12 protein-coding genes are annotated in these 13,966 nt (G+C 59.1%); 3 read left to right on the top strand and 9 right to left on the bottom strand.

Annotation, left to right across the window (positions count from 1 at the left end):
* Positions 1-100: 100 nt before the first annotated feature.
* From BN1012_RS05195 to der, 3 genes are read left to right on the top strand one after another with little or no spacing between them, the layout of a single operon-like run.
* Positions 101-835, top strand: coding sequence for a tetratricopeptide repeat protein (locus tag BN1012_RS05195; RefSeq protein WP_052534647.1), 735 nt, complete (start codon positions 101-103; stop codon positions 833-835).
* Positions 832-2,190: a PQQ-like beta-propeller repeat protein gene (locus tag BN1012_RS05200; protein ID WP_052534650.1), complete on the top strand. Its 1,359-nt coding sequence runs from the start codon at positions 832-834 to the stop codon at positions 2,188-2,190. The genes BN1012_RS05195 and BN1012_RS05200 overlap by 4 nt, the downstream gene beginning before the upstream one ends.
* Before the next feature lie 48 nt (positions 2,191-2,238).
* Entirely contained in the window at positions 2,239-3,720 is a 1,482-nt protein-coding gene (gene der, locus BN1012_RS05205; protein ID WP_063958485.1) for a ribosome biogenesis GTPase Der, read from the top strand.
* Here the strand turns inward: der and BN1012_RS05210 are convergent.
* From BN1012_RS05210 to BN1012_RS05250, 9 genes are all read right to left on the bottom strand, one after another.
* A complete protein-coding gene (locus BN1012_RS05210; RefSeq protein ID WP_043948801.1) occupies positions 3,717-4,427 on the bottom strand; it encodes an SDR family NAD(P)-dependent oxidoreductase in 711 nt (236 codons plus the stop codon). The two genes, der and BN1012_RS05210, sit on opposite strands and share 4 nt — an antisense overlap.
* Before the next feature lie 2 nt (positions 4,428-4,429).
* Entirely contained in the window at positions 4,430-5,893 is a 1,464-nt protein-coding gene (gene purF, locus BN1012_RS05215; RefSeq protein WP_043950676.1) for an amidophosphoribosyltransferase, read from the bottom strand.
* Between the two features lie 114 nt (positions 5,894-6,007).
* Positions 6,008-6,667, bottom strand: coding sequence for a CvpA family protein (locus tag BN1012_RS05220; protein WP_052534653.1), 660 nt, complete (start codon positions 6,665-6,667; stop codon positions 6,008-6,010).
* A 44-nt stretch (positions 6,668-6,711) separates the two neighbouring features.
* Positions 6,712-8,106: a DNA repair protein RadA gene (radA, locus tag BN1012_RS05225; RefSeq protein ID WP_043948802.1), complete on the bottom strand. Its 1,395-nt coding sequence runs from the start codon at positions 8,104-8,106 to the stop codon at positions 6,712-6,714.
* A gap of 15 nt (positions 8,107-8,121) precedes the next feature.
* Positions 8,122-8,898: an ABC transporter ATP-binding protein gene (locus BN1012_RS05230; protein WP_043948803.1), complete on the bottom strand. Its 777-nt coding sequence runs from the start codon at positions 8,896-8,898 to the stop codon at positions 8,122-8,124.
* A gap of 29 nt (positions 8,899-8,927) precedes the next feature.
* Complete coding sequence (locus BN1012_RS05235) at positions 8,928-9,701, bottom strand: MlaE family ABC transporter permease (RefSeq protein ID WP_043950678.1); 774 nt, start codon at positions 9,699-9,701, stop codon at positions 8,928-8,930.
* Positions 9,702-9,741: 40 nt separating this feature from the next.
* A complete protein-coding gene (alr, locus tag BN1012_RS05240; protein WP_043950679.1) occupies positions 9,742-10,842 on the bottom strand; it encodes an alanine racemase in 1,101 nt (366 codons plus the stop codon).
* 31 nt (positions 10,843-10,873) lie between these two features.
* The gene (locus tag BN1012_RS05245) at positions 10,874-12,394 is read right to left on the bottom strand and encodes a replicative DNA helicase (protein ID WP_420887286.1); all 1,521 of its coding nucleotides are present in this window, start codon (positions 12,392-12,394) and stop codon (positions 10,874-10,876) included.
* Positions 12,395-12,709: 315 nt separating this feature from the next.
* On the bottom strand, positions 12,710-13,963 hold the full coding sequence (locus tag BN1012_RS05250) for an SAM-dependent methyltransferase (RefSeq protein ID WP_043948805.1): 1,254 nt from the start codon (positions 13,961-13,963) through the stop codon (positions 12,710-12,712).
* Positions 13,964-13,966: the final 3 nt, after the last annotated feature.

Here is a 13,966-nt window from a genome sequence, read left to right on the forward strand (position 1 = left end):
CGGCTAGTTTCCGGTACATGTGTGTCTGTGCTGTCACAGGCAGGGCTTCGCCGCCCGATCCATCCATTTGTTTCGATATCTAGCCAGAGAGCCGTCTTCCTTGTCAGACATTTTCCGTGAAGTTGAAGAGGACCTGCGCCGCGACCGTGCCGAGGACCTCTGGAAGTCCTATGGCGCTTATTTGATCGCGGCCGCCGTGGGTGTCGTGGCCATCGTTGGCGGTGTCAGCTGGTGGAATGCATCCCAGCAGTCCGCATCTGAAGATGCGGCCAGCAAGTTCGTGGCCGCCAGCCAGTTGGTTGAAGAGGGCGAAACCGCCGCCGCCGCGGATGCCTTTGCCGCGATCGCGCAGTCTGCGAGTGGTGGGTATGAGGCTGTGGCCAGTATGCGAGCGGCAGGCCTACAGGCTGAGGCCGGAGACACTGAAGGTGCCATTGCCACCTATGATGCCATTTCAGCTGGCAGCGCGGACGATATTCTTAAAGGTCTGGCGTCATTGAAAGCAGCCTTGCTGATGGCAGATACGGCAAGCCCCGATGAATTGAAAATCCGGCTTACGCCGCTCGCGGGTGACAGCAGCCCCTGGCGCTTCTCTGCCCTTGAGCTGCTTGGGTATGTGTCACTGCGCGAGAACGATACGACAGCAGCTGGTGAGTATTACCAGCAGCTTGCAGATGCCGCCGCAGCGCCGCCATTGGCGCGCGAACGCGCGCGCGACATGCTGCGCGGGCTTCAGCTGGAAGCGCCAATCGCACGCCAGCTGCCTGCCGCTGAAACACCATCGCAAGAGCAGCCTGCTGACGACGTTGCAGAAGAGAGCGAAGCCGCACAATGACATCTCAGTTTCATATCTTTTCCCGCACCACGTCGCGGGTGGCAGCCCTGAGCGCGCTGGCTTTCACGCTGGTCGCGTGCGACACGGTCAATGACCTGATCAGCCCGTCTGATGATCCGCCCCTTCCAGGAGAGCGCATCTCCGTCATGTCGCTGGAGCAGCAGCTCGAAGCTGATCCACGCATCGCCGGTCTGCAGGTTGTGCTGCCTGCCCCATACGTAAATACAGATTGGGCACAGCCGGGTGGATTTCCCGACAACGTGCTGCATCATCTCGATGCGCCCGAAGCAATATCAGAAATCTGGGACGCAGATGCCGGACAGGGGTCAAGCAGCAGTGGCCGTCTTACAGCGCCACCTATAATCGCTGACGGTCGCGCCTATGTACTGGACACCGAAGGCGGTGTGCGTGCGTTTGAGGCGGATACGGGAACACGCATCTGGGCTGTCGATCTGACGCCCGAGGACGCGGACTCAGAGGAAGGCTTTGGCGGCGGCATCGCCTATGACGATGGCGCGATTTATGTCGCCACCGGGTTCGGCACGGTGGTTGCGATGGACGCCGCGACCGGTGAAGAATTCTGGACCTATGAAGGCCGCACGCCGTTTCGCGCAGCGCCCTCAGCGGTCGGCGGGCGTGTCTTTGTCATCTCGTTTGACAATCAGACCTCCGCATTGGCTCAGGCCACAGGCGAAGTGCTGTGGACGCACCAGGGCATTCAGGAAACGGCGGGCATTCTTGGGTCACCAAGCCCTGCCGTATCGGGCGGCACGCTGGTGGTGCCGTACTCTTCTGGCGAAGTGTTCGCATTGCGCGTTGAAAATGGTCAGGAGGTCTGGAACGACACTCTGACACGCACACTGTCAAACACGGCATTGGCCAACATCAGCGATATTGCAGGTCGTCCGGTGATCGACCGCGACCGTGTGTTTGCGGTGAGCCACGCAGGCCGCATGGTCGCGATTGATATCCGTACCGGTGAGCGCGTGTGGACGCGTTCCCTATCCGGCGTTCAGACACCATGGGTGGCAGGTGATTTCATTTTCCTCGTGACAACCAGCGCTGAAGTGATCGCGCTTTCCCGGCGTGATGGTCGTATCCGGTGGGTAACCCAGCTGCCGCGCTTTACAGATCCAGAAGACCGCGATGGCCCCATATCATGGGCCGGACCAGTCTTGGCAGGCGACCGCCTGCTCCTAGCCTCTTCAACCGGTGAGGCATTTGCCGTCTCGCCCTACAATGGTGACGTGCTGGGAGAAGTTGAAATCCCCCGTGGCACTTTCATTTCCCCAATCGTGGCGAACAAGACGGTCTACATACTGACCGATGCCGCCGAGCTTCTGGCGTTCCGCTAGTCGGCAAGAAAGCGCCCGTGAGGGCGACCGCGGCAGGAGCCGCAACTGATGAGTTTTACACTGGCCATTGTTGGCCGACCCAATGTCGGCAAATCGACCCTGTTCAACCGTCTGGTTGGCAAACGCCTGGCCTTGGTCGATGACACGCCCGGCGTCACGCGCGACCGCCGCGAAGGCACCGCAGAACTTGGCGACATGACGTTTACTGTCATCGACACCGCCGGGTTCGAGGATGCAGGCGGCGACGTGTTGCCAGCCCGTATGCGTCGGCAGACAGAGGCTGCCATTGAAGGCGCTGACGTCTGCCTGTTCCTTGTGGACGCGCGCGCCGGATTGACGCCCCTGGACGAAGAAATCGGCCGCATTCTGCGCAAGGGTGAAACGCCGGTCATTCTGGCTGCCAACAAATGCGAAGGCAAAGCCGCCGAGGCGGGCCGAATGGAAGCCTTCCGCCTTGGCATGGGCGAACCGTTGGGCATTTCAGCGGAACACGGGGAGGGTACCTCTGACCTGTACCAGGCACTCCTTCCATTCGATGCCGCAGCCAGGGAAATCCTCGAAGACGCGTTTGATGCTGAAGATGCTGACATAGAAGGTGCGGATACAGAAGACGCTGACAGTTTAGAGGACGACCCTACTAAGCCGTTGCGCCTCGCCGTTGTTGGACGCCCCAATGCGGGCAAATCCACACTCATCAATGAGTTGATCGGCGAAGACCGCATGCTGACAGGGCCAGAGGCGGGTATCACGCGCGATGCGATCTCTGTTGACTGGACGGCCGAAGGTCGTGCCATCAAGCTGTGGGATACCGCCGGCCTTCGCCGCCGGTCCCGCGTTACTGAAAAACTCGAAAAGCTCTCGGTCGCCGATACCCTTCGTGCGGTTGATTTTGCGGAGGTCGTCGTACTTCTGATTGACGCCACGCAGCCATTCGAAAAGCAGGATCTTCACATCGCCGACACGGTGGTTGAAGAAGGCCGCGCGCTGGTATTGGCAGTGAGCAAATGGGACCTGGTTGAGGACCGTGGCGCTGCGCTGCGTGAGATCGATCAGCGGATTGATGAACTGTTGCCGCAGGTCAAAGGTGTCGAGGTCGTTCCAATTTCGTCGCTGACGGGGCAGGGGCTGGACAAATTGGTGCCTGCCGCTCTGCGCGCCTACAAGCGCTGGACAACGCGCATTCCCACGTCTGCGATGAACCGCTGGCTGGAAATGGCTGTGGGGCGGCATCCGCCACCCGCTGTCCAGGGACGCCGCATCCGACTTCGGTACATGACGCAGGCCAAAGCCCGGCCGCCAACCTTTGTGGTGTTTTCACAGCGGGCAGAAAAGCTGCCTGACAGCTATACGCGGTATCTGGTCAACAGCCTGCGCGAGCGGTTCAAGCTCGACGGTGCACCCATTCGGCTGATCATGCGTAAGGGAGACAATCCCTATGCTGAGCAGCGCAAGCGTCGTGGCACGTCGCAAAAGGCCAAGATGAAAAAGCGCTCGTCCAGCAAGCCAGCCAAAATGCCCAGGTCCGACTAGGGTGTGAAGCGGCGGGTGACGCCATTCTCGGTAAAGTCAGGCCGCGACATTTCCAGAAAAAGACCCGCAACATCGTTGGGGTGTGGAAGCGTGCCAGGGTCTTCACCCGGCATTGCCTTGGCACGCATGGCGGTGCGCACAGGCCCCGGGCTCAGAAGGTTTGCGCGCACATTGGTGTTTGCAGACTCTGCTGCATAGGTTTTGACCAGTGCCTCCAGCGCTGCTTTGGACACCGCATAGGGCCCCCAGAAAGGATTGCACTTTTGTGCGGCACCGGACGTCACAAACACCGCACGCCCGGCGTCAGCTGCCTGCAGCAGCGGGTCCATGGACCGCAGCAGCCGCCAGTTGGCATTCACATTGATGTCGATGGCCTTGTGCCAGTCCTTCGGTTGCACATGACCAATCGGTGAAATCACACCTAGATCACCGGCATTGCCAATCAGGACATCGAGCTTGCCCCAGCGCTCAAAGAGTGCCGCACCCAGCCGGTCAACGCCCTCATAGTCCGTAAGGTCCAAAGGCACCAAAGTGGCAGACCCGCCTTCCGATTGGATGGCGTCATCCAGTTCCTCAAGGGCGCCTTCAGTCCGGGCGACCGCAATCACATGAGCCCCTTCGCGGGCGAAGGCGAGGGCGACCGCATAGCCAATACCCCGTGATGCCCCGGTGATGAGGACAGTCTTGTTTTCAAATTGTCCGGCCATTGTCAGGCGATCTCAGCCAGAAGCGACAACTGGCCACCGGATCTGTCGCCGTCGCGGTCCGTCAGCTTCGTGGGGTAATCCCCGGTAAAGCAATGGTCCGTCAGCTGCGGCTCTTCATCGTTGCGGGCGTCGTATCCCAGCGCCTTGTAGAGCCCGTCTACCGTGAGGAAGGCAAGGCTGTCGACACCGATGTAAGACCGCATTCCCTCCAGATCAAAGCGATGAGCCAGAAGTTTCGATTGATCAGGGGTATCAATGCCGTAAAAGTCCGAGTGTGTGATCGGCGGACTTGCGATCCGCAGATGCACTTCACGGGCACCTGCATCCCGCATCATCTGAACGATCTTGATGGATGTTGTCCCACGCACCACGCTGTCATCCACAAGGACAATCCGCTTGCCTTCGACGATGGAGCGATTGGGGTTGTGCTTCAGCTTCACACCGAGCTGGCGAATTTGCTGGGTGGGCTCAATGAATGTCCGGCCCACATAGTGGTTGCGGATCAGGCCGAGCTCAAAAGGCAGGCCGCATTCATTTGCGTAACCAATGGCAGACGGCACACCGGAGTCCGGCACGGGAATGACCACATCAGCTTCTTCATGAGATTCAGCCGCCAACTGGGCACCGAATTTCTTGCGCACCTCATAAACGCTCTTGCCGTCAACGATTGAATCCGGACGCGCAAAATAGATATGTTCGAAGACACACGGACGCGCAGGCTCTGGCGGAAATGGTTTGTGGCTCTCAATGCCATCTTCCGTGCACACCACAATTTCACCCGGCTCGATCTCGCGCACGAAGTGGGCACCGATGATGTCCAGTGCACATGTCTCAGATGCCAGAACAGGCGAGCCGTTCAGGTCACCCATCACAAGCGGCCGAATGCCGCGTGGATCGCGTGCGCCGATCATTTTCTTGGGCGTCAGGCATACAAGTCCGTAGGCCCCTTCAACCTGTGAGAGAGCATCAACCAGCCGTTCAATGATCCGAGGCTTTGTAGAACGGGCCACCAGCTGAAGAATTGTTTCTGTGTCTGATGTTGACTGAAAAATCGCGCCTTCACGCACCAGACGGTCACGGAGGGTCAGAGCATTTGTCAGGTTGCCATTGTGACCGATGGCAAATCCACCGCCCCATAGGTCAGCAAAGAGCGGCTGCACATTCCGCAAAACAGTTTCACCGGTGGTGGAGTAGCGGTTATGGCCAATGGCTGCGGAGCCAGCCAAACGGTTGATCATCTTTTCTGATGAAAAGTGGTCGCCGACCAGGCCCATGCGGCGTTCCGCGTTAAACCGCTGGCCGTCATAGGAAACAATGCCTGCAGCTTCCTGCCCGCGGTGTTGCAGGGCGTGGAGCCCCAGCGCGGTGAGAGCCGCCGCATCAGGATTTCCAAATACGCCGAACACGCCGCATTCCTCACGCAGCGTGTCGCCTTCCAGCTCCTCGCGCCATGTTTGGTAGTCAATTGGCGCTTCTTTGTTGGAAGAAGCAGGAGTGGTGGCCTCTTGGGGGGTGTGCGAGTTCAAGGTGACCTCTTGCGCATTGGCCAGCGCTTATCAGAAAAGCGATCAGGGGGACGGTTATTCTTGTCCGTTCCCGTCAACCGACTCGAACAATTGATCGAGCCGTCGGCGTTCCTCAGCGTTATACCCGTCGTCTGGCGTGCTGTCAGCGTCGCCTTTTTGCGGGTCAGGTTTGCTCCCCGATGTGGTCCCGGGTTTGTCAGCAGCACGCGGTTTGGCACTTTGAGAGCCAGCGGTCACATCGGCATTGGGTGCAACCAGATTCGTCAGGGTTTCAGCCGTTGCTGAGACTATGGGCAGCAGTCGGGCGTCGTCCAGCCAGGGCGGAAAGTCCTCCCGCGCCACCAGCCAGGCGATAAACATATAGGCGATGGTGGCGAGCAAAAAACCCCTCGCCAGGCCAAACAGGAACCCACCTGTACGGTCCAGCGCACCTACCTGTCCGTCCGGCACGCGCTCGCCCAGATGAAAGCTGATGTAGGACACGACGACCAACACAATGGCAAAGACGAGAAATGCCGCAATTCCGTCCGCCAGCCATGTCGGATCGATGTATTCACGAATTCTGGGAGCAAGGTAAGGAAGCGTCAGAATTGCAGCCGCAGCGGCGGTGACCCAGGCGAGGATGGACAACATTTCGCGCACGAATCCGCGGATCATGGCCAGAAGGCCAGATATCAGCGTGATTGCAATGACAATGGCGTCAAACCCCGTCACATCATTCCCCCGTCAGATGTCCCGTTTCAGGCGAATATCTAGCATCAAGCATCGCCACCGGGCACATCTGAATGACAAACGGCGTTAACAAGGCCACCGATTGTCCCGATTTCCTGCACCTTCAATCCGCCGGACAGGGCTTTGAGCCCGGCAGGTCCGATTGCTGACTTGAAGCCGAGCTTGGCGGCCTCTTTGGCGCGGTTTTCGGCCTGCGCCACCGACCGAATATCACCAGACAGGCTGATCTCACCAAAAACCACCGTCTGCGGATCAATCGCACTGTCGTCCAGTGAGGAGAGCAGGGCTGCAGCCACCGCCAGATCAGCGGCAGGTTCATTGACCCGAAGACCACCGGCGACATTGAGATAGACGTCAAAGCCGCCAAAACTGGTCCCACATCGCGCTTCAAGTACGGCGAGCACCATGGACAGGCGACCGCCGTCCCAGCCCACGACAGCGCGTCTGGGTGTGCCCAGGGTCGACCTGACAACCAGCGCCTGAATCTCAACAAGGACCGGGCGCGTCCCTTCAATGCCGGCAAAGACGACCGACCCGGATGCACTTTCAGACCGATCATTGAGGAAGAGCGCTGACGGGTTCGCTACTTCGGAAAGCCCCGTGTCGCGCATTTCAAACACCCCGATTTCATCCGTCGGGCCAAACCGGTTTTTGACGGCGCGCAGTATGCGGAACTGGTGGCCGCGCTCGCCTTCAAAATAAAGGACAGTATCCACCATGTGCTCCACCACGCGGGGGCCGGCTATCTGCCCTTCCTTGGTGACATGACCCACAAGAATGATCGCCATGCCCTTGGCCTTCGCCACCTGCACCAGCGCCTGGGCACATGCACGCACCTGAGACACAGTGCCCGGTGCAGAATCCAGCGCGTCAGACCACATGGTCTGGATCGAGTCGATCACAACCGCATCCGCGGCCGGTGCCTGCTCGAGGGTGGCCACGATGTCGGCAAGGCTCGTTGCCGCGGCCAGTTCCACCGGCGCCTTTTCCAGCCCCAGCCGCTTTGCCCGCATGCGCACCTGCGCAATGGCTTCCTCGCCTGAAATGTACAGCGCGCGCTTGCCCGCGCGTGCAACAGCAGCCATGGCTTGCAGCAAAATGGTTGATTTGCCGATGCCCGGGTCGCCGCCCACAAGCAGGGCGGAGCCGGGAACCAGCCCGCCGCCACAAACCCGGTCAAACTCAGCAATACCCGTCACGTGTCGCGGCGCTTCCGCCGTTTCGCCTTCCAGCGGAACAAGGTCGATGAGTTTGCGGGAGCCGCGCGTCAGCTTGGCCGTTGCGGGCGATGATGCGGGACCTGTGCTGGCGGTCTCTTCAACAAGCGTGTTCCACTCATTGCAGCTGTCGCACTTGCCAGCCCATTTGGACGTGACGGCACCGCAGTTCTGACAGACAAATCGGGTGGCGATCTTGGCCATCTTTGCGCTTCGGGCTTAAGCCTTCAGCACCTCCATCTGGATCGGCCCGTCAGCGCGGCCATTGATGAATTGATCCACATAAGGATTGCCGCAGGTGTCGACCTCGGCGGCCGTACCCGTCCAGATGATCTGGCCTTTGTAGATCATCGACATGTGGTCGGCGATCTTGCGGGCGGAGGCCATGTCATGGGTGATTGAGAGCGCTGTCGCACCCATGTCCTGCACGGTATCCACGATCAACTGATTGATCACGTCTGCCATGATCGGGTCGAGCCCGGTGGTTGGCTCGTCGAAGAACACGATCTCTGGATCATGGGCAATCGCACGGGCAAGCCCTACACGCTTCTGCATGCCGCCTGACAGTTCAGACGGGTTCAAGTCTCCCACAGTCTCATCAAGGCCGACCTTGGCCAACTTCTCCATCGCAACGTCGCGCGCCTTGGCGCGGGACATTCCCTCGCCCTGGATCAATGCAAAGGCAACATTCTCCCAGACCTTCAGGCTGTCGAAGAGGGCTGCGCTCTGAAACAGCATCCCAAACTTCTTCAGCACCTCTTCGCGGTCACGCTCTGAGATATTGGTGACTTCTTCCCCATCGATCTTGATGGATCCTCTTGTCGGGTGTAGCAGGCCCAGTATGCACTTCAGCATCACGGACTTGCCGGTGCCCGATCCTCCGATGACGACCATCGAGTGGCCTCTTTGGACTGTCAGGTCGATATTATCCAGCACCGTTTTGGGGCCAAATTTCTTTTGCACGTTTCGAAGCTGTATTTTTGGCGTGTCGGCCATGGAAGAGATGCCTCTAAGCGGTCAGAAAATCACGACGTGAAGAAAATCGATGTCATCAGGTAGTTGGCGGCGAGGATGAGAATGGATGACGTGACCACCGCATTGGTTGTCGCGCGGCCAACGCCCTGCGCGCCCCCCATGCTGCGATAGCCGGAATAGCAACCCATCAGCGCAATGATGAAGCCGAACACGGCAGACTTGATGAGGCCGGATGTGACATCACTGACCTCAATGAAATCAACCGTGTTGCCGATATAAACCAGCGGGTTGAAGCCCAGGCTCTGGGTACCCACCACGAAGCCACCGAAAATGCCGATGATGTCGGCAATCAGGACCAGGATCGGCATTGAAATGACCGCGGCGATGATGCGCGGTGCCATCAAATATTTGAAGGGGTTGGTAGAGAGCGTCACCAGGGCATCAATCTGCTCGGTCACGCGCATGGTGCCGATTTCAGCAGCGATCGCGGCCGACACGCGCCCGGCGACCATGAGGCCAGCGATCACAGGCCCCAATTCGCGGGTAATGCCGATGGCAACGATATTCGCCACAAAACCTTCCGCGTTAAACCGAGACCCGCCGATGAAGATCTGAAGCGCCAGCACGCCACCGGTGAAGAAGGCCGTAAGGCCGACAACAGGCAGCGAAAAGTAGCCGATGCGGAGCATCTGCTGGCCGATGAGGCGCAGATAGATAGGGGGTGTAAAGCACGCCCGCACCGCCCGAAGCGTAAAACGGGAAAGGGCACCTACTTCTGCGAGGAAAGTAAGGACTGCGCGTCCAACCAGGGCAAATACGTTCACCGGTTCCAAGTGCTCCAAAGGAAGTGAATCGGGAGACCAATCACCCGGTAATATAGCGCCGCTCATAGCGCGATCCCAAGCTGGTTAGCACCTCATATCCAATGGTGCCAGTTGCCTGTGCCAGATCGTCCACACTTACCGTGGACCCTAGCAATTCGACAACGTCTCCAGCCTTCACAGATGCGCTATCCAAGGCTGTTATATCGAGGGCAATAAGGTCCATCGATACCCGGCCCACATAGGGCACCAAAGTGCCGTTGATGGCCGCCATGGCTGAGTTTCCCGCCGTCCGGAAAATGCCATCCGCGTAGCCCGCAGCAATGGTCGCGATCCGCATGGCCCTTGAGGCCCTGTAGGTGGCGCCGTAGCCGATGGTGTCACCAGACTTCACATCCCGAACCTGAATGATTTCAGCCGTTGCACCGATCACCGGGTCAAATGGGGCCGGCGCGGCAGCAAACGGGGATGCGCCATACAGGCAAATACCTGGCCGGGTCAGGTCGTAATGGTAGTCCGGCCCCAGGAATATGCCGGCCGAATTGGCAAGGCTTGCCGGCGCGTCGGGCAGTTTGGCTCTAAGTGTGTCAAAGGATGCTCTTTGCTGCGCATTCATGTCCGACGCCGCATCGTCAGCGCAGGCTAGATGGCTCATGACCAGTTTCAGGCTGAGATTGCCCAGCACCTCAGGATTGCTGCCAGCAGTGCTCACCTGATCGGCATCCAATCCTAGTCGGGACATGCCGGTGTCCAGCATTAGCGCGGCGGGCAAGGAGCGACCTGCAGCGTCGCAACACCCTTTCCACAGTGAAATCTGTGTCAGGTCATTGAGGACAGGAACCAGATCAGCCTCCACCATCGCTGAGGCAGTGTCCTTCATGGTACCGTTCAGAATGTAGATGTCAGCGTCTGGTAGGGCTTTGCGAACGGCCAGTCCTTCGCTTGCCAGGGCAACAAAGAATGTCCGGCACCCTGCCAGGTAGAGGGCTTCCACAACCGGAACCACACCAAGCCCATATCCGTCCGCCTTCACAACCGCAGATGCAGTCGCGGCGCCACTGGCCTCGTTCGCTGCTTGCCAGTTGCGGGCAAGCGCGCCGAGGTCAATCGTCAGGTGACCCGGGAAGGGAAGGGGATCAGTCAAGTGAGGAGGCCGTAATCCAAAAGGGGACAGATCACGGACCTTCATAGGACTGATGGAAATGGTCAAGGTCGCCAAAGCGCGTCAGTTCCGCCTGGAATTGCAGCTCAACCCGGCCCGTAGGGCCGTGGCGCTGCTTGCCGACGATGACTTCAGCCTTGCCAAAAACCTGATTGCACTTGTCCTGCCAGGCCAGATGTTCCGGCGAGTCTGCGCTTGGCTCCGCACGAAGGAGATAATACTCCTCGCGATACACAAACATCACCACGTCGGCATCCTGCTCAATCGAGCCGGATTCACGCAGGTCAGAGAGTTGCGGACGTTTGTCCTCACGCTGTTCAACCTGTCGAGAGAGCTGGGACAGGGCAAGAATGGGAACGTTCAGCTCCTTGGCCAGCGCCTTGAGCCCCGTCGTAATGGCCGTCACTTCCTGTACGCGATTGTCCTGGTTCTTGCCCGACGACGTCACGAGCTGCAGATAGTCCACCACAATCAACTGCAGGCCCTGCTGGCGCTTCAGCCGCCGCGCCCGGGCCGCAAGGGTGGCGATGCCGATGCCGCCCGTATGGTCGATAAACAGGGGGATCGATTGAAGCATCTCGGTGGCTTCACGCAGCTGCCCAAATTCATCAGCTGTAATCTCACCGCGGCGGATCTTTTCAGATGAGATGCCGGAGTGTTCAGCCAGAAGACGCGTTGCCAGCTGCTCAGCCGACATTTCAAGCGAGAAGAAGGCCACGACACCGCCATCGCTGACGACTTCGCGCCCATTGTCGTCAATCTGCTTCTGGTACGCCTTGGCGGCATTGAAGGCGATGTTTGTCGCCAGCGCTGTTTTGCCCATGGAGGGGCGTCCGGCGAGAATGATCAGGTCAGAATTCTGCAGACCACCCAGTTTGCCGTCGAGATCGCGCAGGCCGGTTGAGAGGCCAGAAAGCTTGCCTTCTCGCTGGTAAGCCGCGGCTGCCATATCCAATGCCGTCGTGAGCGACGATTTGAAAGGCATGAATCCGCCTTCATAGCGGCCTTTTTCGGCGAGGTTATAGAGCGAGGACTCAGCATTCTCGATCTGCTGCGATGGCGGCAGGTCAATCGGGCTGTCTTCCGCAGTCACCTGAATATCTTCGCCAAGGCGGATCAACTCGCGCCGCACCGCCAGATCATAGATGGCGCGGCCATAGTCCTTGGCATGGGGCGTCGCTACCGCAGCTGCAGCCAGCCGGGCGAGGTAAGCAGGGCCGCCCACATCTGCCAGCGCGCTGTCATGGTCGAAATAGGCCTTGAGGGTCACCGGTGTCGCAAGGTGACCCCCGACGACCAGTTGCGCCACAGCTTCAAAAATGCGCGCGTGCAACGGCTCATAGAAATGATCCGGCGATAGGAACTCGGAGACCCTGTCGTACGCCTCGTTGTTGACCAGGACAGCCCCCAGCAGCGCCTGTTCCGCCTCAATAGAGTGCGGCATCTCGCGGTACTTTATGCCGTCGAAATCCGGATCGGGTGCGTCATCAGGCATTGGGCCGGATGGGGGGAAGGCGGTCGGTGCAGGTTCCATCGACTAACTTGTAAACCATCACCAATCGACTTTCAGCCATCTCCACCCATTCCCGTGTTTTTTGCACCGAAATGATATCCACAGGCTGTGGATGATGTGCACGACTCACTCCAAGTGATTCTTTTGACTCATGAATCTGACGGCAGCCGGTTCCTAGCCGCACGCAAAAGGAGACCAGGTCAGACGCCTGTCCCGTCATCGCCGATTCAACCTACCTATTTGAATTTGGCCTGTGGATAGTCTCCGCGATTCACTGCAACCGATTCATTTGACTCACAAATAGAGCCTGCAGCCCTCCGGCCCAGCTAGTTCATGTCACACATGCATTTGCCTGTGAGGGCCCGCCTGTGTTGTGCCCTCACGGTCGCGAAAACCCTCCTCGGCTTTGGCGATGTAGGACCGCGTCAACGGCACGGTCCCGACCTTCTTGGTCAGTTGGATCTGAAATACCATGAAACCCATGTGGCGGAATGAGGCTTCGGAGGCAGCAAGATAGAACTCCCACATCCGGCAGAAGCGTTCGTCATACACTTCTGCGGCCCGGCCTCGGTTGGCGGCAAAGCGCTCCCGCCAGTGACGCAGTGTGTCTGCGTAATGGAGCCTGAGAATTTCGACATCGGTCACAAAAAGGCCCGCGCGTTCAATGCTCGGCAGGACCTCACTGAGAGCCGGAATATAGCCACCGGGAAATATGTACTTCGCGATCCAGGGATTAGTTGTTCCCGGCCCGTCGATGCGTCCAATGGAGTGAACGAGCGCCACCCCATCCTCGTCAAGCAACCGCGCCACCTGCCGGAAATACTCCCCGTAGTGGCCCACACCGACATGCTCGAACATGCCCACGGAGACGATCCGGTCAAAGCAGGAATCAAGCTCGCGATAATCCTGAAGCTTGAACCGGACGCGGTCCTTGCGATCGAGGGCATCCGCGCGGGCGTTTGACACCGTGTACTGCTCTTGGGAGAGGGTGACACCGGTCACATCCACGTCTGCCATCTGGGCCAGATAGAGCCCAAGCCCACCCCAGCCGGACCCGATATCGAGCACGGTATGGCCGGGCGCGAGCGCCAGCTTGGCGGCAATGTGACGTTTCTTGGCCAGTTGTGCGTCGTCCAGAGACGCCAAAGGGTCCTCGAAATAGGCGCAGGAATATTGCCGGTCAGGATCAAGAAAAAGATCGTAAAGGCGTCCATCCAGGTCGTAATGATGCGCCACATTGGCCCGCGCCCGGCCGACCGGATTGTACTGCAGGATGCGCCGGTAAAATCGGCGGATCCCGGCGATCAACGCAGCCAGTGGTGTGCCATACCCGGTGCCAACATTGCGGCCCAGAAGGTCCATCAAGTCCCAGATATCACCCTCAGTGATATGAAACCGACCCTCCATATAGCCTTCGCCAAATTTGAGATGGGGGTTAAAGGCGATTGCGCGCCCGATCGAGCGGTCACGCAGGTGCAGTGTGACACGCGGTTCAGATCCGTCCCCGGCGGTCCATAACCGTCCGTTTGCTTCGTGGACCGTCAGGTCGCCTGTTTTGACCACATATTGCAGCATCCATCTGAGGAACATCAC

It is taken from the genome of Candidatus Phaeomarinobacter ectocarpi (genome assembly GCF_000689395.1).
Classification (GTDB): Bacteria; Pseudomonadota; Alphaproteobacteria; order CGMCC-115125; family CGMCC-115125; genus Pyruvatibacter; species Pyruvatibacter ectocarpi.

What these genes read in the sequence shown, in the direction of transcription:
- BN1012_RS05200 (WP_052534650.1), top strand. Translation starts at nt 832, where the DNA reads ATGACATCTCAGTTTCATATCTTTTCCCGCACCACGTCGCGGGTGGCA.
- der (WP_063958485.1), top strand. Translation starts at nt 2,239, where the DNA reads ATGAGTTTTACACTGGCCATTGTTGGCCGACCCAATGTCGGCAAATCG.
- BN1012_RS05210 (WP_043948801.1), bottom strand. Translation starts at nt 4,427, where the DNA reads ATGGCCGGACAATTTGAAAACAAGACTGTCCTCATCACCGGGGCATCA.
- radA (WP_043948802.1), bottom strand. Translation starts at nt 8,106, where the DNA reads ATGGCCAAGATCGCCACCCGATTTGTCTGTCAGAACTGCGGTGCCGTC.
- BN1012_RS05230 (WP_043948803.1), bottom strand. Translation starts at nt 8,898, where the DNA reads ATGGCCGACACGCCAAAAATACAGCTTCGAAACGTGCAAAAGAAATTT.
- BN1012_RS05245 (WP_420887286.1), bottom strand. Translation starts at nt 12,394, where the DNA reads ATGGAACCTGCACCGACCGCCTTCCCCCCATCCGGCCCAATGCCTGAT.
- BN1012_RS05250 (WP_043948805.1), bottom strand. Translation starts at nt 13,963, where the DNA reads ATGTTCCTCAGATGGATGCTGCAATATGTGGTCAAAACAGGCGACCTG.